This is a genomic window from Trinickia caryophylli (assembly GCF_034424545.1).
GTDB lineage: Bacteria > Pseudomonadota > Gammaproteobacteria > Burkholderiales > Burkholderiaceae > Trinickia > Trinickia caryophylli.
The window spans coordinates 3,157,007-3,172,580 of record NZ_CP139970.1; the positions used below are offsets into that span (position 1 = coordinate 3,157,007).

The window sequence follows — 15,574 nt, forward strand, 5'->3', positions numbered from 1 at the left end:
TCGTTTGAAATATAAGGCGAGTTTATTACGATCGGCAGACGTTTTTCAATATGCATAGCTGTTTTTGTCATTAGCACATGAGTTCACGGTCTGAACGATGGCCGTGGTCGAGCGTCGATAGCAGTTCGGGCGTCGCGTACCAGGACGCGACGCAGCACAAACCTGGGGTCCCCGAATGTATCAATACGATCAGTACGACCAGACGATCGTCGACGAACGCGTCGCGCAGTACCGCGACCAGGTCCGCCGCCGTCTGTCGGGCGAATTGAGCGAAGAAGAATTCCGTCCGTTGCGGCTGCAAAACGGTCTCTACATGCAGCGGCACGCCTACATGCACCGGATCGCGGTCCCGTACGGCAACCTGCGCAGCGACCAACTGCGGATGCTGGCGCGCATCGCGCGCGAGCACGACCGCGGCTATGGGCACTTTTCGACGCGCACGAACATGCAGTTCAACTGGATCAAGCTCGAGGAGACGCCGGAAATCCTGGCGAAGCTCGCCTCGGTGCAGATGCATGCGATCCAGACGTCGGGCAACTGCATCCGCAATATCACGGCCGACCAGTTCGCGGGCGTGGCGCCCGACGAGATCGTCGATCCGCGCCCGTGGGCTGAGATTCTGCGCCAATGGTCGACGTTCCATCCCGAGTTCGCGTGGCTGCCGCGCAAGTTCAAGATCGCGGTGTCGAGCTCGAAGGAAGACCGCATCGCCGTGCAGATCCACGACCTCGGCGTCTATCTGTCGAAGAATGCGGCCGGCGAAGTCGTCTGCGCGATTCTGGCGGGCGGCGGCCTCGGCCGTACGCCGATCATCGGCCAGGTGATCCGCGAAAACCTGCCGTGGCAGCATCTGCTCACCTATTGCGAAGCGGTGCTGCGCGTCTACAACCGCTATGGTCGCCGCGACAATCTGTTCAAGGCGCGCATCAAGATCCTCGTGAAGGCGCTGGGCGCGGAGAAGTTCGCGCAGCAGGTGGAGGAGGAGTGGCAGCATCTGAAGGACGGCCCCTCCACGCTCACGCAGGCCGAATACGACCGCGTGGCGCAGTATTTCCAGCCGCCGGCCTATGAAAAGGTTTCGGATACGGACGCTTCGTACGAGAAGCATCTGCTCGAGAACCGCGCCTTCGCGCGCTGGGTCGAGCGCAGCGTGCGCCCGCACAAGGTCCCCGGCTACGCGTCGGTGACGCTCTCGCTCAAGCCGACGGTCACCGCTCCCGGCGACGTGACCGACAAGCAGATGGAAGCGGCTGCCGATATGGCGGACACCTACTCTTTCGGCCAACTGCGCGTCTCGCACGAGCAGAACCTGATCCTCGCGGACGTCAAGAAGCATGATCTCTTCGCGGTCTGGGAGCGCGCGAAGCAACTCGGCTTCGCGACGCCGAACATCGGCCTGCTGACCGACATCATCGCGTGCCCGGGCGGCGATTTCTGCTCGCTCGCGAATGCGAAGTCGATTCCGATCGCGCAGGCGATCCAGCACCGCTTCGACGATCTCGACTACGTCTACGATCTCGGCGAGCTCTCGCTCAACATTTCGGGCTGCATGAATTCGTGCGGGCACCATCACGTCGGCAACATCGGCATTCTCGGCGTCGACAAGGACGGCTCCGAGTGGTACCAGGTATCGCTCGGCGGCGAGCAGGGCACGAGCCCGACCGGCGCGCGCCTCGGCCGCGTGATCGGCCCGTCGTTCTCCGCCGGCGAAATGCCCGACGTCGTCACGAAGGTGATCGATACCTACGTCGAAAACCGCGTCGACGGCGAGCGTTTCATCGACACCTACAACCGCATCGGCCTTGCGCCGTTCAAGGAACGTGTCTATGCCTCGCGCCAGCCGGCGCATGCATGACGCACGAACGAGAGAGCCAAGGAAGATTCGAGAGATGACTTCGATTATCAAGAACCGCTCGGTCGTCGAGGACGATTGGTACGTCGTGCGTGCAGGCGAGGGCGGCGAATTGCCGGCCGTGGAGACGCTTACGGCCGTGCGCGTGATCGTGCCGTTCGCGCTCTGGAAAGCGTCGCGCGAGGCGCTCGTGGTCACGCGTGACGCGCAATCGCTCGGCGTGTGGCTTGCGCCCGACGACGAGCCGGCCGAACTCGTGGCCGATTTCGACAAGATCGCGCTGATCGGCGTGGACTTCCCCGTGTTCCGTGACGGCCGCGGCTACAGCATCGCGCGGCTCTTGCGCGAGCGCCACGGCTGGCGTGGCGAGCTGCGCGCGATCGGCGACGTATTGCGCGATCAGTTGAACTACATGGCGCGCTGCGGCTTCGATGCGTTCGCCGTGCGCGCGGACAAGGACGTCCACGATGCGCTGAGAGCGTTCACCGAGTTGTCGGTGCAGTATCAATCGGCAGTCGATACGCCGTTGCCGCTCTTTCGGCGTCGCGCGGCGGCAGCCGGGGAGTCGCGCGCATGAGCACCGCCGTCATCAATCCCGCTTCGCTCGCGGCAGAGGCCGACCTGGCCTCGCTCGCGATGAAGGTCGCGCGCCTGAACGCATTCATCGATACGATCGGCGCGCGTCACGAAAGCGTGAAGCTCGCGAGCAGCCTGGCGGCCGAAGACATGGTCCTCACGCACGCGATTCTTTCGCGCGGTGCCTCGATCGGGATCTTCTCGCTCAACACGGGGCGCCTGCATGCGGAGACGATCGGCATGTTCGATCGTGTGCGCGAGCGCTATGGCTATGAGATCGAGCAGTTTCATCCGCGTGCCGACGCCGTGGACGCCTACGTGGCGCAGCATGGGCTCAACGCATTTTACGAGAGCGTGGATCTGCGCAAGCAGTGCTGCGAGATCCGCAAAGTGGAGCCGCTGAACCGCGCGCTCGCGGGCGTGCAAGCCTGGGTGACGGGCCAGCGCCGGGAGCAGTCGGTGACGCGTGCCGAGCTGCACGAAGAGGAGCGCGATGAAGCGCGCGGCATCGCCAAGTACAATCCGCTCGCGGATTGGACCGAAGCCGACGTCTGGGCATACCTCGCACAAAACGACGTGCCGGTGAACCCGCTTCACGCGCGTGGCTATCCGAGCATCGGCTGCGAACCCTGCACGCGCGCCATTCGCCCCGGCGAGGACAGCCGGGCCGGCCGCTGGTGGTGGGAATCGCGCGATACCAAGGAGTGTGGCCTGCACGTTGCCCCCATTTCGGTCATACCGGGCGCCGCGAAGGCCGCACACTGAGCCGCTTGAGACGAAAAGCCAATCCCGCAGCATACGAATGCCGCCGGCCCGCAGGGCCACCAGGCAAACGATAGGAACAGCAGATACATGAGCACCCTTCTCGAATCCGCCGCGACAGCCCCGCATCCTGCCGCCTCCGCCCGCATGGACCACCTCGACTGGCTGGAAGCGGAATCGATCTACATTCTGCGCGAGCTCGTTGCCGAGTGCAGCAAGCCGGCGCTGCTGTTTTCGGGCGGCAAGGACTCGGTGGTGGTGCTGCACCTGGCGCTGAAGGCGTTCGGTCTGGGCGCGGCGCGCAAGACGTCGCTGCCGTTTCCGCTGGTGCACATCGACACGGGGCACAACTACCCGGAGGTGATCGATTTTCGCGACCGACGCGCGGCGCAGATCGGCGCGCAGCTGGTGGTGGGGCACGTGGAAGATTCGATCAGGCGCGGCACGGTGCGGCTGAGGCGCGAGACGGATTCGCGCAACGCGGCGCAGGCCGTGACGCTGCTGGAGACGATCGCGGAGCACGGCTACACGGCGATGATCGGCGGGGCGCGGCGCGACGAGGAAAAGGCGCGCGCGAAGGAGCGCATATTCTCGTTTCGCGACGAGTTCGGGCAGTGGGATCCGAAGGCGCAGCGCCCGGAGCTGTGGAGCCTCTATAACGCGCGGCTGCACGCGGGCGAGCACCTGCGGGTGTTTCCGATCTCGAACTGGACGGAGCTGGACGTGTGGCAATACATCGCGCGCGAAGGGCTGGAGCTGCCGCCGATCTACTACGCGCACGAGCGCGAGATCGTGCGTCGCAACGGGCTGCTGGTGCCGGTGACGCCGCTCACGCCGCTGCGCGAGGGCGAGACGAGCGAGCGCGCGCTGGTGCGCTTTCGCACGGTGGGCGACATCAGCTGCACGTGCCCGGTGTCGAGCGACGCGGACGACGTGGAGAAGATCATCGCGGAGACGGCGGTGACGGACATCACGGAGCGCGGGGCGACGCGCATGGACGATCAGACCTCGGAAGCGGCGATGGAGCAGCGCAAGAAGCAGGGCTACTTCTGAGCGGGCGCCGGGCGCAAACGGCATCCGGCCATTCATCCAACATCGAGATATCGAACGCCCGGCATGAGCGCGGGCGCGGCGAAGCGAAGCGAATACGAAGGGCGTAACACATGAGCACACATGAACCGGCGGACCTCGGGGTGCTGCGATTCATCACGGCGGGCAGCGTGGACGATGGCAAGAGCACGCTGATCGGGCGGCTGCTATACGACAGCAAGGCGGTGCTGTCGGACCAGCTTTCGGCGCTCTCGCGCGCGAAGAACAAGCGCACGGTGGGCGAGCAGATCGATTTGTCGCTGCTGACCGATGGGTTGGAGGCCGAGCGCGAGCAGGGCATCACGATCGATGTGGCGTACCGGTACTTTGCCACGGCCAGGCGCAAGTTCATCATCGCGGACACGCCAGGGCACGAGCAGTACACGCGCAACATGGTGACGGGGGCGTCGACGGCGCACGCGGCGATCATCCTGATCGACGCGACGCGGGTGACGTACGACGCGGCGGGCGAGGCGGTGCTGCTGCCGCAGACGAAGCGGCACAGCGCGATCGTGAAGCTGCTGGCGCTGCAGCACGTGATCGTGGCGATCAACAAGATGGACCTGGTGGAGTACAGCGAGGCGCGCTTCAACGAGATCCGCGACGCGTACGTGCGGCTGGCGCAGCAGCTGGGGCTCTCGGAGGTGCGTTTCGTGCCGGTGTCGGCGCTCAAGGGCGACAACATCGTGACGGCGAGCGAGCGCATGCCGTGGTACGCGGGCGAGCCGCTGCTGGACGTGCTGGAGCAGTTGCCGGTGGGCACGCGCGCGGGCGAGGCGCTGCGCTTTCCGGTGCAGTGGGTGGCGCGCCAGGACGGGGCGAGCGCGGACGACTTCCGCGGCTACATGGGGCGCGTGGAGGCGGGCGAGGTGCGCGTGGGCGACACGGTGGCGGTGCTGCCGGCGGGGCGCACGGCGACGGTGGCGGAGATCGTGGCGCCGGTGGTGGGCGGCACGGCGGCGGTGGCGAGCGCGTTCGCGGGCCAGACGGTGACGATCCGGCTGGAGGAGGACGTGGACGTATCGCGCGGGGACATGTTCGTGCGGGCCGAGCAGGCGCCGCAGCCGGCGAAGAAGCTGGAGGCGGACCTGTGCTGGTTCGACGAGGAGCCGCTGTCGACGCAGCGCAAGTACCTGCTCAAGCAGACGACGACGACGGTGTTCGCGCGGGTGGGCGCGGTGAAGGAAGTGCTGGACGTGCACACGCTGGCGCATACGAGCGAGCGGCACGAGCTGGGGATGAACGACATCGGGCGGGTGGCGCTGACGCTGCAAAAGCCGCTCGTGTGCGATGCATACGACGACGAACCGGGCACGGGCGCGTTCGTGCTCATCGACGAAGCCACGCATCATACGGTCGCAGCCGGCATGATTCGTGCATACTCGGCCTGACCGGGCGAGCATGACGCCGCTCGGACGTTGACGAGGATGAATGGCGAATGGGTAAGGTGTATCTGATCGGTGCGGGTCCTGGTGCGGCGGATCTCATTACGGTGCGCGGTGCCCGATTGTTGGGCATGGCCGACGTGGTGCTGCACGATGCGCTAGTCGAACCGGAAATGCTCGAGTACGCGCCGCATGCCCGCAAGATCGCCGTCGGCAAGCGTTGCGGCCGTCGCTCGACGGCCCAGCAGTTCATCAACAAGCAGATCGTGGATGCCGCGCGTGCGCACTCATGTGTGGTGCGCCTGAAGGGTGGCGATCCGATGCTGTTTGGCCGGGCCGATGAGGAAATGCGTGCGCTCGAGGAGGCCGGCATCGAATACGAGGTCGTACCCGGCATTACGGCCGCGCTGGCGGCGGCCTCGGCAGTCAAGCGCTCGCTGACCCTGCGCGGCGTCGCGCGCAGCGTCGCGCTGGCCACACGCAGCCGCGCGGCCGACACGCAGGAGATTCGCGAGCAGGTCAACGCCGATTCGCTCGTGTTCTACATGGGCCGCGACAGCGCGCCCGAAATCGCGCAGCAACTGATCGATGCGGGGCGTCCAGCCGCAACACCCGTCGCGATCGTCGAGGCCTGCAGTACCCCGCGCGAGCGCACGCTCACGCTGACGCTCGAAGCGCTGGCCATGGGCGAGGCGCAGCAATGGCTCGATCCCCAGCAGCCGAGCCTGCTCATGATCGGCGAAGCGTTTGCCGAGCGCGTGCCGGCGGGCAAGCCCGAGCAAGCGCAGGTGGGCGACGCGCCGCGCGCCGGCATGCGGCACGCGGCCTGAGCGCAGCCAGCGCCGAGGCCCGCCTCCATTCGACCGGGCGGGCTATTGGGGACTATCGGCGGCTATCGGCCACCATCGGCCACCATCGGCCACCGATCCGCTCGCTGCCCGGCTACCCGTTTTTCTCTTCCACGATCCGCAATCGACGCAATCGACGCAAGCGACTCGCCGGGTCGCTCGGCGGCCCGACGTCGCTCACTCGCCTTCGATCTGCCGCAGGCTGTAACGCGCGAGCGCGTCGAGCACGGCCTCGTCTTCCCCCACGGGTGCCGCGCACCGGATCTCGACACCGGGGTGCGCCGCACGGCACCGGTCGAGCACGGTCGGCAGATCGCGCCGAATATGCCCTCCCACGCCGACGAACACCGGCACCACGGCCACGACCGTGCAGCCGGCCGCCACTTGCTGCGCGATAGCCGTCGGCAAATCGGGGCTCATGAGTTCGAGAAACGCGAGGCTGACGGGCGTGACGGGGCCGCATGCGTCACGCAGCTTTTGCGCGAGCCGCTCGAAGGGCTCGGCCCAGCGCGCATCGCGCGCGCCATGGCCGAACAGCACGATGCCGCTTTGGGCCGCCATGGATTCGTCCTTTCCGTCGAGGTGGTGACTAATGCCGGTCGACCCACTTGAGGCCGACGATCCCGAGCGCCAGGTAAATGAGGCCGGGCGTGGCCGCCGTCACCGGGGCGGGCCAGGTATTCAGCGTACCGATATGCGAAAAGAGCGTGTTGATGAGCTGGAAGCTCATGCCGAGCATGATGCCACCGAACACCTTCACCCCCACCACGCCTGCCCGCGTATGCAGATACGCGAACGGCAGCGAAAGCACGAGCATGACGAGCACGGCGAACGGATAAAGCAGCTTCTTCCAGAGGGCGATCTCGTAGCGCTGCGTGTTCTGAAGGTTCTCGGTCAGGTGTTGGATGTAGCGGAACAGGTTGAACATCGACATGCGATCGGGCGAGATCAGCAGCACGGAGAGAATTTGCGGCGTGAGCTCGGAGCGCAGCGAATACTCGGGCAGTGCCGTTTGCGTCGCGCGATAGACCGGATCGAGCGCATCGGCCGGCTGCCCGGCAACGGGCGGCACGTTGCCGAGCTGCGTGTCGGTCACGCCCTTGAGCAGCCAGTGGCCGTTACCCTGGTAGCGGCCGTCCTGCGCGAAGCGCACGTTGGTCAGGTGGAAGCCGGAATCGAATTCGTAGATGCGCACGTTGCGAATCGAGGCGTCCGGCAGAAGCTCGCCCACGTTGACGAAGCGCGTGACCTGCTCGCCGTCCTCGCGCGCCGTCAGCGTGTCCTTGACCCAGACGCCCGAGGCGAAGTTCGTCGAGACCGTTGCGCCGAGCGCTTCGAGCCTGACGCGTTCGGACAACTGGTCGGCATAGGGGCCGACGACCTCGCCGATGAAATATGTGATGGCCACGAGCGGAATGCCGATTTTCAGCAGCGAGCGCAGCGCCCGCCCGGTCGAAAGGCCGGAGACGCGAAAGATCGTGTACTCGGAGTTGGCGGCCATCTGCGCGAACACATAGATGGCGCTGATCAAGGCCGCCACCGGGATGATCTCGTAAAAGCGCGACGGCGTTTGCAGTGCCACGCGCAGCACCGCGTAGCCGAACTTGTAGTTGCCGTGGCCGACCGTGTTGAGCTCGTTGATCAGGTCGAAAAAGAAAAAGAGCCCGGAGAACGCGAACAGAATGAACACGAACGCGAGGTAGACCTGGCGGGCGAAGTACTTTTCGTAGATGCGCATCGCGTCACGCCTCCTTCGAGCGCGAGAACATCGCGCGCGAGATCAACGGCCGGTTGCGCACGCGCATCCAGAATACGACGACCACCAGGGCGGTCACGACAAGGTGCAGCCCCACGAGGCCCGCGACGAACGACAGGCGGCCCTGCTCGATCCACGACTGCATGACGTTGAGCAGGTTCGAGTACGTCAGGAAAATGAGTACGGCCATCACGAGATTGATCGTGCGCCCGCGCCGCGGGTTCTGATAGGCGAGCGGGATGCCGAGCAGCACGAGGTTGATGGCCATGAGCGGCAGCCCCGTGCGCCACGCGAATTCGGCCAGGTTGTTGTCGTTCGGGTGGCGCAGCAGGGCGGGGGTGGGCGTACCCGTGGTCGTCGGCCGGTTGACGACCGGCTGCTGGGTGATCTTCACGCCGTAGCGCTCGAACTCCATAATCCGGAAATCGGGCTTGCCGGGCTCGCCGTCGTAGCGGCGGCCGCTTTGCAGGACGACGAAACGCGCGCCGTCCTTTGCGGTTTCGATGTGCCCGTCCTGCGACACGACGACGCTCACTTTCCCGTTTTCCGTGCTCGTGACGAAGACGTTCCTGACCTTCGACTGGTCGGGCGTCATTTTTTCGACGAAGAAGACGCGGTGGCTCGAGGGCGATTCGCGGAACTGGCCCGGCGCGAGCAGCGCCACCTCGTCGCGCTGCTGAAACCGCGCACGGATGAGCTTGCTCTGCGCATTGGACCAGGGCCAGCCGACGTACGCGAAAAAGGCGACGAGCAGGATGATCGGCGCCGCGAATGTCGCGATCGGTTTGATGAAGCGCGTGAGGCTCACGCCGGATGCGAGCCAGACGACCATCTCGGAGTCGCGGTACCAGCGCGTGAGCACGAACAGGATCGAGACGAACAGCGTGACCACGAGCATCACGGCCAGATAGCCGATCACGGTCAGGCCGATGAGGACGACGACGTCCTTCGGATCGACCTGGCCCGATGCGGCATAGCCGACGATGCGGATCATCATCGTCGTGAGAAAGATGGTCAGCAGCACCATGAATACGGCACCGGCCGTATAGGCGAGCTCGCGCTGCAAGGAGCGTTCGAAAATCATCGTCTGTGAGGAAGGCGAGGCCGATGGGCGATCGCGGTGCGCGTCGCGAACCGACGCCACGAAAAAATAGCGGATAATTGCGGCTACTTCTTTCACTGCAGCAGCCGATCTTATCCGAGGACAAGCGCGATGGACTTTAGCATAAAAGCCTGTGACTGGACCAAAGGCACGACTAACGGGTTCTTGACGGGGAAATCGGACTGTATCGTGCTCGGTGTATTCGAAGCGCAGACGCTCAGCGGCGCGGCGCTCGAAATCGACACCGCCACGAAGGGGCTCATCACGCGCATCGTGAAGGCCGGCGACATGGAAGGCAAGAGCGGCACGACGCTCTTCTTGCCGGAAGTCTCGGGCATCGGCGCCTCGCGCGTGCTGCTCGTCGGCCTCGGCAAGCAGGATGCCTTCGGGCAGAAGGCTTATGGCGAAGCGGCGCGCGCCGCCTGGCGGGCGATCCTGAGCACGCGCATCGCGCAGGTGACCTTCACGCTCGCGCAGTTGCCGGTCAAGGAGCGCTCGGCCGACTGGGCCGTGCGGGCGGCTATTCTCGCGCTGCGCGGCGAGGCCTATCAGTTCACGCAAATGAAAGGCAAGCCGGAGCCGGTGAAGCGCGCGCTCAAGCGGATCGTACTGAGCGTGGACACCGTCGACGAAAAGGCCGCGAAGGCGGCCGCCAGGGAAGGCGCGGCCATCGCCAGCGGCATGGATCTCGCGCGCGATCTCGGTAATCTGCCCGGCAACGTCTGTACGCCGACCTACCTCGGCGAGACCGCGAAGAAGCTCGGCAAGGACTGGAAGCTGAAGGTGGAAGTGCTCGGCCAGAAGCAGATCGAAGCGCTGAAGATGGGCTCGTTCCTGTCGGTGACGCGCGGCACGACCGAGCCGCCGCAATTCATCGTCATGCAATACCAGGGCGCCGCCGCGAAGGCCGCGCCGATCGTGCTCGTCGGTAAAGGCATCACGTTCGACAGCGGCGGCATCTCGCTGAAGCCCGGCGAAGGCATGGACGAGATGAAGTACGACATGTGCGGCGCCGCCTCGGTGTTCGGCGCATTGCGCGCCGTGGCCGAACTCGGCCTCAAGCTCAATGTCGTCGGCATCGTGCCCACTTGCGAAAACATGCCGAGCGGCACGGCCACGAAGCCGGGCGACATCGTCAAGAGCATGTCCGGCCAGACCATCGAGGTGCTCAACACCGACGCCGAGGGCCGCCTGATTCTTTGCGACGCGCTGACTTATGCGGAGCGCTTCAAGCCGGCGGCCGTCGTCGACGTCGCGACCCTCACCGGCGCCTGTGTCATCGCCCTCGGCCATCATATGAGCGGCCTCTTCTCGAAGGACGACGCGCTGGCGGGCGAACTGCTCGATGCATCGCGGGAAGCATCCGACCCCGCGTGGCGGCTCCCGCTCGAGGACGAGTACCAGGAGCAGCTGAAGTCGAACTTCGCCGACATCGCGAATATCGGCGGGCGTCCGGCCGGCAGCGTCACGGCAGCATGCTTCCTTTCCCGCTTCACGCAGGCCTACCCGTGGGCGCACCTCGACATCGCCGGCACCGCCTGGAAGAGCGGCGCCGCCAAGGGGGCGACGGGCCGGCCCGTTCCGCTGCTCACGCAGTTCCTGATCGATCGCGCGGCGCAGTAATGGTGGGACGCACAGGTGGGAGCGGCTTCGGCCGGGCGGCATGCGATATGCTGCTTGCTCGGCGGGGCCGGGAGCCGGCGCGATGACGCGAATCGACTTTCATACGAATGTCGGCGACTCGCTGATCTACGCGTGCCGGCTGGCTCGCAAGGCGTATCTGGCGGGGCAGCCGGTGGTCGTCCTGGCTGAACCCGCGCGCCTGAGGGCGTTCGACGAGCGGCTCTGGACGTTTTCGCCGCTCGACTTCGTGCCGCACTGCATGGCCGACAGCGGGCTCGCGGCCCGTACGCCCATCGTATTGACGGCCGAGCTCGACGCCGCGCCGCATCATCAGGTGCTGATGAACCTCGGCGCCGGGGTACCGTCGCAATTCGCCCGCTTCGAGCGCCTGCTCGAGGTTGTCGGCAACGATGAAGCCGAGCTTGTCGCGGGGCGCGAGCGCTATCGTTTCTATCGCGATCGTGGCTATGCGCTGAACAACTACAAGCAGGGCGCCTGAGAGCGGGCGCCGCCGTTTGTCCGATCGCCTGAAGGCGGGTTTGCCATCGCATCGCCGGCGCGCCCGGCAGCGGGCGCCGGGGCAGGCCTGCCGACGATTTATCGATAAGGGAGACTCAGTCGTGACCGATCCCAAAGCACCGAACGATTCGCACGATGTCGACGATCCCGACGCGATCCCGGTCCTCACCGACGTGATCGTGCCGGGCCGCCCGCCTACGGTGCGGCCGGTCACCTCGCACGAACCGCCGCAGACGAGCGCGGCGCCCACGCCCGCTGCGGCATCGCATGACTCTCTGCCGGCCGCTGCGCCGGGTGCAGCGGCGCAGCCGGCTGACGAAGGAGTTCCGGGCGAGGCGCCCGCGCCCGGCGAGGCACCTGGCCCGACCGGGAGGCTTGGCTCCGACGCCGGCATCCCGACACCCGAGGCCCCGATCCACGAGGCGGCTCCTGCGAGCGAGCCGCCCGCCGACGAGGCGCTCGCGAACGACGCATCGCCGCGCGAGGTGCCGATGAGCGAAGTCCCCGCGGGAGAGGCGCCCGTGCTCGCGCCTTCGTCGGCCGAGCCCGGCACCCCGCTTGCCGGCGAGGCGCGTCCGCCGCACGAGACGGCGCCCGAGCCCGCGGCGCCGCCCCTCTCGGAACAGTCCATCCCCGAGGAGCCCATCCCGGAGGCGTCCATTGCTGCGGGCGAGACCGAAACGTCGATCGAGGCGATGCGCGCGGCCGAGCTGGCCGAATTCGTCGAGCCGCCGGCAACGGGCTCCGCCGCAGGCACGGCGGAACCGGCGGAGAGGCCGCACCCAGGCGGCGAAGCCGTCTCCGAGCCGGCGCCGACGCTTGCGTCCGAGCATGCCCGGGCACCGCTGGCCGATATGCAGAGCGTGCCGCCGCCGCCCGGTGCGCCCGTTCCCGAAAGCACCGGGGTATCGCCGGAGGAAGAAGCGGCGTTCCCGGCCTCCGCCGAGCTGAGCGCGCGCGACGCCGAGCATTTGGCCGAGCGTCTGCGCGTGCGGTTTGCCGGCTATCTGCGCGAGGAGGGGCGCGGCGTGATCGAGGCGCGCTGCCGCGATGCGCTCGCCGAGCATACGAGCTGGCTCGTGCGTCAGGTCACGCGCGAGGTCACGCTGGCGCTCGAGGGCGAAGTGGCCGGATGGGTGCGCGACGCGGTGCGCGAGGAACTGGCGGCGCACCGTATCGTCAAGCGCTGAGCGGTTGTCGCACCGGGGCGTCGCCAGCATCGCCCTGCGTCTTGCGGATTTCTTTTGCCCCCCTTGCGGCGCTCCGCTCGGCCGGGCTCAACCGGTGACGGCGCCCCGGTTCGCGGGGCGCGCGAGCGCGGCATATTTCGCCAGCACGCCGCGCGTGTACCGTGGCGCCGGCGCTTGCCAGGCGGCGCGGCGGCGTGCGATTTCCGCGTCGTCGACATTGAGCTGCAGCAGCAGCTTGTGCGCATCGATCGTGATCGAATCGCCTTCCTGCACGAGCGCGATCGTGCCGCCGACGAACGCCTCCGGCGCGACGTGACCGACCACCATGCCCCATGTGCCCCCGGAAAAGCGGCCGTCGGTAATGAGACCGACCGATTCGCCCAGCCCCTTGCCGATCAGCGCCGAGGTGGGGGCCAGCATCTCCGGCATGCCGGGGCCGCCTTGCGGACCCAGATAGCGCAGCACGAGCACATCGCCGGCGCGGATTTTGTCGTCGAGGATTGCCGCGAGCGCGCTTTGCTCGTCGTCGAACACGCGCGCAGGGCCGGTGATCGCCGGGTTCTTGAGCCCCGTGATCTTGGCCACCGCGCCGTCCACGGCAAGATTGCCCTTGAGGATCGCGAGGTGGCCGGAGGGATACAGTGCCTGGTCGATCGGAAAGATGACCTGCTGGCCGGCCGGTGGCGCGCTCGGCACGTCCTTCAACTCTTCGGCGAGGGTCCTGCCCGTGATCGTCACGCACTCGCCATGCAGCAGCCCCGCATCGAGCAGGATCTTCATGACTTGGGGGATGCCGCCCGCGCGATGCAGGTCGGTCGCCACGTACTCGCCCGATGGCTTGAGATTGCAGATGACGGGCACACGCTGGCGGATGCGCTCGAAGTCGTCGATGGTCCACTCCACTTCGGCCGCATGCGCGATGGCGAGGTAATGGAGCACGGCATTCGTCGAGCCGCCCGTTGCCATGATGACCGAGACGGCGTTTTCGATCGCCTGCTTCGTGATGATGTCGTGCGGCTTCAGATCGCGCTTGACGGCCTCGACGAGCACGCGCGCCGATTCGGCCGCCGAGGCGACCTTCTCGTCGTCGGGGTTCGCCATCGTCGACGAATAGAGCAGCGACATGCCGAGCGCCTCGAACGACGAACTCATCGTGTTGGCCGTATACATCCCGCCGCACGAGCCCGTCGTTGGGCAGGCGTTGCGCTCGATGCCGTCGAAGTCTTCCTTCGACATCCGGCCGGCCGTGAACTCGCCGACGGCCTCGAACGAAGAGACGATCGTCAGATCCTTGCCCTTCCAGTGGCCGGGGCGGATCGTGCCGCCATAGACGTAGATGCCGGGCACGTTGATGCGCGCGAGCGCGATCATGCCGCCCGGCATGTTCTTGTCGCAACCGCCGATCACGACCACGCCGTCCATCCACTGGCCCTGCACGCAGGTTTCGATGCAATCGGCGATCACCTCGCGCGAGACGAGCGAATACTTCATGCCTTCGGTGCCCATCGACATGCCGTCCGAAATCGTCGGCGTGCCGAATGTCTGCGGGTTCGCGTCGGCATCCTTGACCGCGCCGACGGCCGCGTCGGCCAGCCGCTGCAGCCCGGCGTTGCAGGGCGTGATTGTCGAGTGGCCGTTGGCGATGCCGATCATCGGCTTGTCGAAGTCGTCCTGCCGATACCCCAGCGCGTAATACATCGAGCGGTTCGGCGCACGGGCGACACCCTGCGTGATGTTCTGCGAGCGACGGTTATAAGGCATGGCGGGGAGCTCCGGTTCGTTCGTGTGCTTGCACGCCGCCGGGGTGCGTTTTGCTTTGGATTCGCCTGCGGCCGTGCGGATAAAGGTGTCCGGCCAGAATGCGCTGGCTCGAAGCCGCTGTCCAATATATTATTCAGCGCTGATTAGGTCGAAAAACATATCAGAGCGATGACTCCCGATCTGCGTCAGCTGCGTTACTTCGTCGCCGTGGCCGAGGAGCGGCATTTCGGGCGTGCGGCCGAGCGGCTCTCGATGACGCAGCCGCCGCTTTCGCAGGCGATCCGGGCGCTGGAGGACACGCTCGGCGTTGCCCTTTTTGCGCGCACGAAGCGCACGGTCGAGCTCACGCCGGTGGGTGCCGATCTCCTGCCGGAGGTGCGCAAGCTGCTCGCGGCGGCCGACGGGCTACGCCCGCTCGCACAACGCCTTGCGCGCGGCGAGGCGGGCTCGCTCGCGCTCGCGTTCGTCTCCACGGCCGACTATGGCCTCCTGCCCGAACTGTTGCGCCGGTTCGCTTCGTATCGTCCCGGCGTGCAACTCGAGCTTGCCGAAGCCACGAGCGACGTGCAGATCGAGGAACTTGTCGCGGGCCGCATCGACGCCGGGCTCGTCATTGCGCCGTTGCCGCCGCGCCATGCGGCGACTCTGAGCTACCTGCCCGTCATGCGCGAGCCGCTCGTCGCGGCCCTGCCGGCCGGCGCCGTGCCGCACAAGGGCCGGGGCGCGGTGCGCGACTGGGAGGACACGCCCGTCTCGCTCGCCGATCTCGCGTCGTTGCCGCTCGTCATCTTCCCGCGGCGGTTGGCGCCGGGCTTTTATGACATCATTACGGGCTGCTACGGCGCTGCCGGCCTCGCGCCGCGCATCGGGCAGGAAGCGATCCAGATGCAGACGATCGTGAGCCTTGTGTCGGCGGGCATGGGCGTCGCACTCGTGCCGCGCTCGCTGCGGAACTTGAGGCGCACGGGCGTCGTCTATCGGCCGCTCGCGCAACGCGCACCGATCGTCGAAACCGGGCTCGTCTGGCGCACGGACGACGTCAGCCCCGTGCTGGCGAGCTTCATCGAGATCGTGCGTGCGCAAAAGGCGGCTGAGAAGCCGTAGCCGACGC

General features: G+C 66.7%; 14 protein-coding genes. 10 read left to right on the forward strand and 4 right to left on the reverse strand.

Annotated features, from left to right (window positions below; all coding sequences use genetic code 11):
• Positions 1 to 175 precede the first annotated feature (175 nt).
• The 6 genes from U0034_RS14295 to cobA all read left to right on the forward strand — a co-directional run bounded on the left by U0034_RS14295 (position 176) and on the right by cobA (position 6,494).
• Complete coding sequence (locus U0034_RS14295) at positions 176 to 1,855, forward strand: nitrite/sulfite reductase (protein ID WP_085230839.1); 1,680 nt, start codon at positions 176 to 178, stop codon at positions 1,853 to 1,855.
• 34 nt (positions 1,856 to 1,889) lie between these two features.
• The gene (locus U0034_RS14300) at positions 1,890 to 2,429 is read left to right on the forward strand and encodes a DUF934 domain-containing protein (protein ID WP_085230840.1); all 540 of its coding nucleotides are present in this window, start codon (positions 1,890 to 1,892) and stop codon (positions 2,427 to 2,429) included.
• A complete protein-coding gene (locus U0034_RS14305; protein WP_085230841.1) occupies positions 2,426 to 3,193 on the forward strand; it encodes a phosphoadenylyl-sulfate reductase in 768 nt (255 codons plus the stop codon). The genes U0034_RS14300 and U0034_RS14305 overlap by 4 nt, the downstream gene beginning before the upstream one ends.
• Positions 3,194 to 3,280: 87 nt before the next feature.
• Positions 3,281 to 4,243, forward strand: a complete 963-nt coding sequence (cysD, locus tag U0034_RS14310) for a sulfate adenylyltransferase subunit CysD (RefSeq protein ID WP_143795507.1) — start codon at positions 3,281 to 3,283, stop codon at positions 4,241 to 4,243.
• A 110-nt stretch (positions 4,244 to 4,353) separates the two neighbouring features.
• Positions 4,354 to 5,670 (forward strand): sulfate adenylyltransferase subunit 1, encoded by a 1,317-nt coding sequence (locus U0034_RS14315; protein ID WP_143795505.1) that lies wholly within the window; start codon positions 4,354 to 4,356, stop codon positions 5,668 to 5,670.
• A gap of 47 nt (positions 5,671 to 5,717) precedes the next feature.
• Positions 5,718 to 6,494: a uroporphyrinogen-III C-methyltransferase gene (cobA, locus tag U0034_RS14320; RefSeq protein WP_085230171.1), complete on the forward strand. Its 777-nt coding sequence runs from the start codon at positions 5,718 to 5,720 to the stop codon at positions 6,492 to 6,494.
• 195 nt (positions 6,495 to 6,689) lie between these two features.
• Here the strand turns inward: cobA and U0034_RS14325 are convergent, their stop codons facing one another.
• From U0034_RS14325 to lptF, 3 genes are read right to left on the reverse strand one after another with little or no spacing between them, the layout of a single operon-like run.
• On the reverse strand, positions 6,690 to 7,073 hold the full coding sequence (locus U0034_RS14325; RefSeq protein ID WP_085230172.1) for a sirohydrochlorin chelatase: 384 nt from the start codon (positions 7,071 to 7,073) through the stop codon (positions 6,690 to 6,692).
• Between the two features lie 28 nt (positions 7,074 to 7,101).
• Complete coding sequence (gene lptG, locus U0034_RS14330; RefSeq protein ID WP_085230173.1) at positions 7,102 to 8,250, reverse strand: LPS export ABC transporter permease LptG; 1,149 nt, start codon at positions 8,248 to 8,250, stop codon at positions 7,102 to 7,104.
• Between the two features lie 4 nt (positions 8,251 to 8,254).
• Positions 8,255 to 9,352: an LPS export ABC transporter permease LptF gene (gene lptF / locus U0034_RS14335; RefSeq protein ID WP_085230268.1), complete on the reverse strand. Its 1,098-nt coding sequence runs from the start codon at positions 9,350 to 9,352 to the stop codon at positions 8,255 to 8,257.
• 129 nt (positions 9,353 to 9,481) lie between these two features.
• Here lptF and U0034_RS14340 point away from each other — a divergent pair, with 129 nt between their 5' ends.
• From U0034_RS14340 to U0034_RS29235, 3 genes are all read left to right on the forward strand, one after another.
• The gene (locus U0034_RS14340) at positions 9,482 to 10,993 is read left to right on the forward strand and encodes a leucyl aminopeptidase (RefSeq protein WP_085230174.1); all 1,512 of its coding nucleotides are present in this window, start codon (positions 9,482 to 9,484) and stop codon (positions 10,991 to 10,993) included.
• Between the two features lie 82 nt (positions 10,994 to 11,075).
• Positions 11,076 to 11,492, forward strand: a complete 417-nt coding sequence (locus tag U0034_RS14345) for a DNA polymerase III subunit chi (RefSeq protein WP_085230175.1) — start codon at positions 11,076 to 11,078, stop codon at positions 11,490 to 11,492.
• Positions 11,493 to 11,613: 121 nt separating this feature from the next.
• On the forward strand, positions 11,614 to 12,702 hold the full coding sequence (locus tag U0034_RS29235; protein ID WP_114717978.1) for a DUF2486 family protein: 1,089 nt from the start codon (positions 11,614 to 11,616) through the stop codon (positions 12,700 to 12,702).
• Between the two features lie 87 nt (positions 12,703 to 12,789).
• Here the strand turns inward: U0034_RS29235 and ilvD are convergent, their stop codons facing one another.
• Positions 12,790 to 14,463 (reverse strand): dihydroxy-acid dehydratase, encoded by a 1,674-nt coding sequence (ilvD, locus tag U0034_RS14355; protein ID WP_085230176.1) that lies wholly within the window; start codon positions 14,461 to 14,463, stop codon positions 12,790 to 12,792.
• Between the two features lie 168 nt (positions 14,464 to 14,631).
• On the opposite strand from ilvD, the gene U0034_RS14360 reads away from it, so the two are divergent.
• Positions 14,632 to 15,567, forward strand: a complete 936-nt coding sequence (locus U0034_RS14360; RefSeq protein WP_085230177.1) for a LysR substrate-binding domain-containing protein — start codon at positions 14,632 to 14,634, stop codon at positions 15,565 to 15,567.
• Positions 15,568 to 15,574 lie beyond the last annotated feature (7 nt).

Bases quoted from the DNA above. Each gene is read 5' to 3' on its own strand.
- U0034_RS14295 (WP_085230839.1), top strand. From the start codon at position 176: ATGTATCAATACGATCAGTACGACCAGACGATCGTCGACGAACGCGTC.
- U0034_RS14300 (WP_085230840.1), top strand. From the start codon at position 1,890: ATGACTTCGATTATCAAGAACCGCTCGGTCGTCGAGGACGATTGGTAC.
- U0034_RS14305 (WP_085230841.1), top strand. From the start codon at position 2,426: ATGAGCACCGCCGTCATCAATCCCGCTTCGCTCGCGGCAGAGGCCGAC.
- cysD (WP_143795507.1), top strand. From the start codon at position 3,281: ATGAGCACCCTTCTCGAATCCGCCGCGACAGCCCCGCATCCTGCCGCC.
- U0034_RS14315 (WP_143795505.1), top strand. From the start codon at position 4,354: ATGAGCACACATGAACCGGCGGACCTCGGGGTGCTGCGATTCATCACG.
- cobA (WP_085230171.1), top strand. From the start codon at position 5,718: ATGGGTAAGGTGTATCTGATCGGTGCGGGTCCTGGTGCGGCGGATCTC.
- U0034_RS14325 (WP_085230172.1), bottom strand. From the start codon at position 7,073: ATGGCGGCCCAAAGCGGCATCGTGCTGTTCGGCCATGGCGCGCGCGAT.
- lptG (WP_085230173.1), bottom strand. From the start codon at position 8,250: ATGCGCATCTACGAAAAGTACTTCGCCCGCCAGGTCTACCTCGCGTTC.
- lptF (WP_085230268.1), bottom strand. From the start codon at position 9,352: ATGATTTTCGAACGCTCCTTGCAGCGCGAGCTCGCCTATACGGCCGGT.
- U0034_RS14340 (WP_085230174.1), top strand. From the start codon at position 9,482: ATGGACTTTAGCATAAAAGCCTGTGACTGGACCAAAGGCACGACTAAC.
- U0034_RS14345 (WP_085230175.1), top strand. From the start codon at position 11,076: ATGACGCGAATCGACTTTCATACGAATGTCGGCGACTCGCTGATCTAC.
- ilvD (WP_085230176.1), bottom strand. From the start codon at position 14,463: ATGCCTTATAACCGTCGCTCGCAGAACATCACGCAGGGTGTCGCCCGT.
- U0034_RS14360 (WP_085230177.1), top strand. From the start codon at position 14,632: ATGACTCCCGATCTGCGTCAGCTGCGTTACTTCGTCGCCGTGGCCGAG.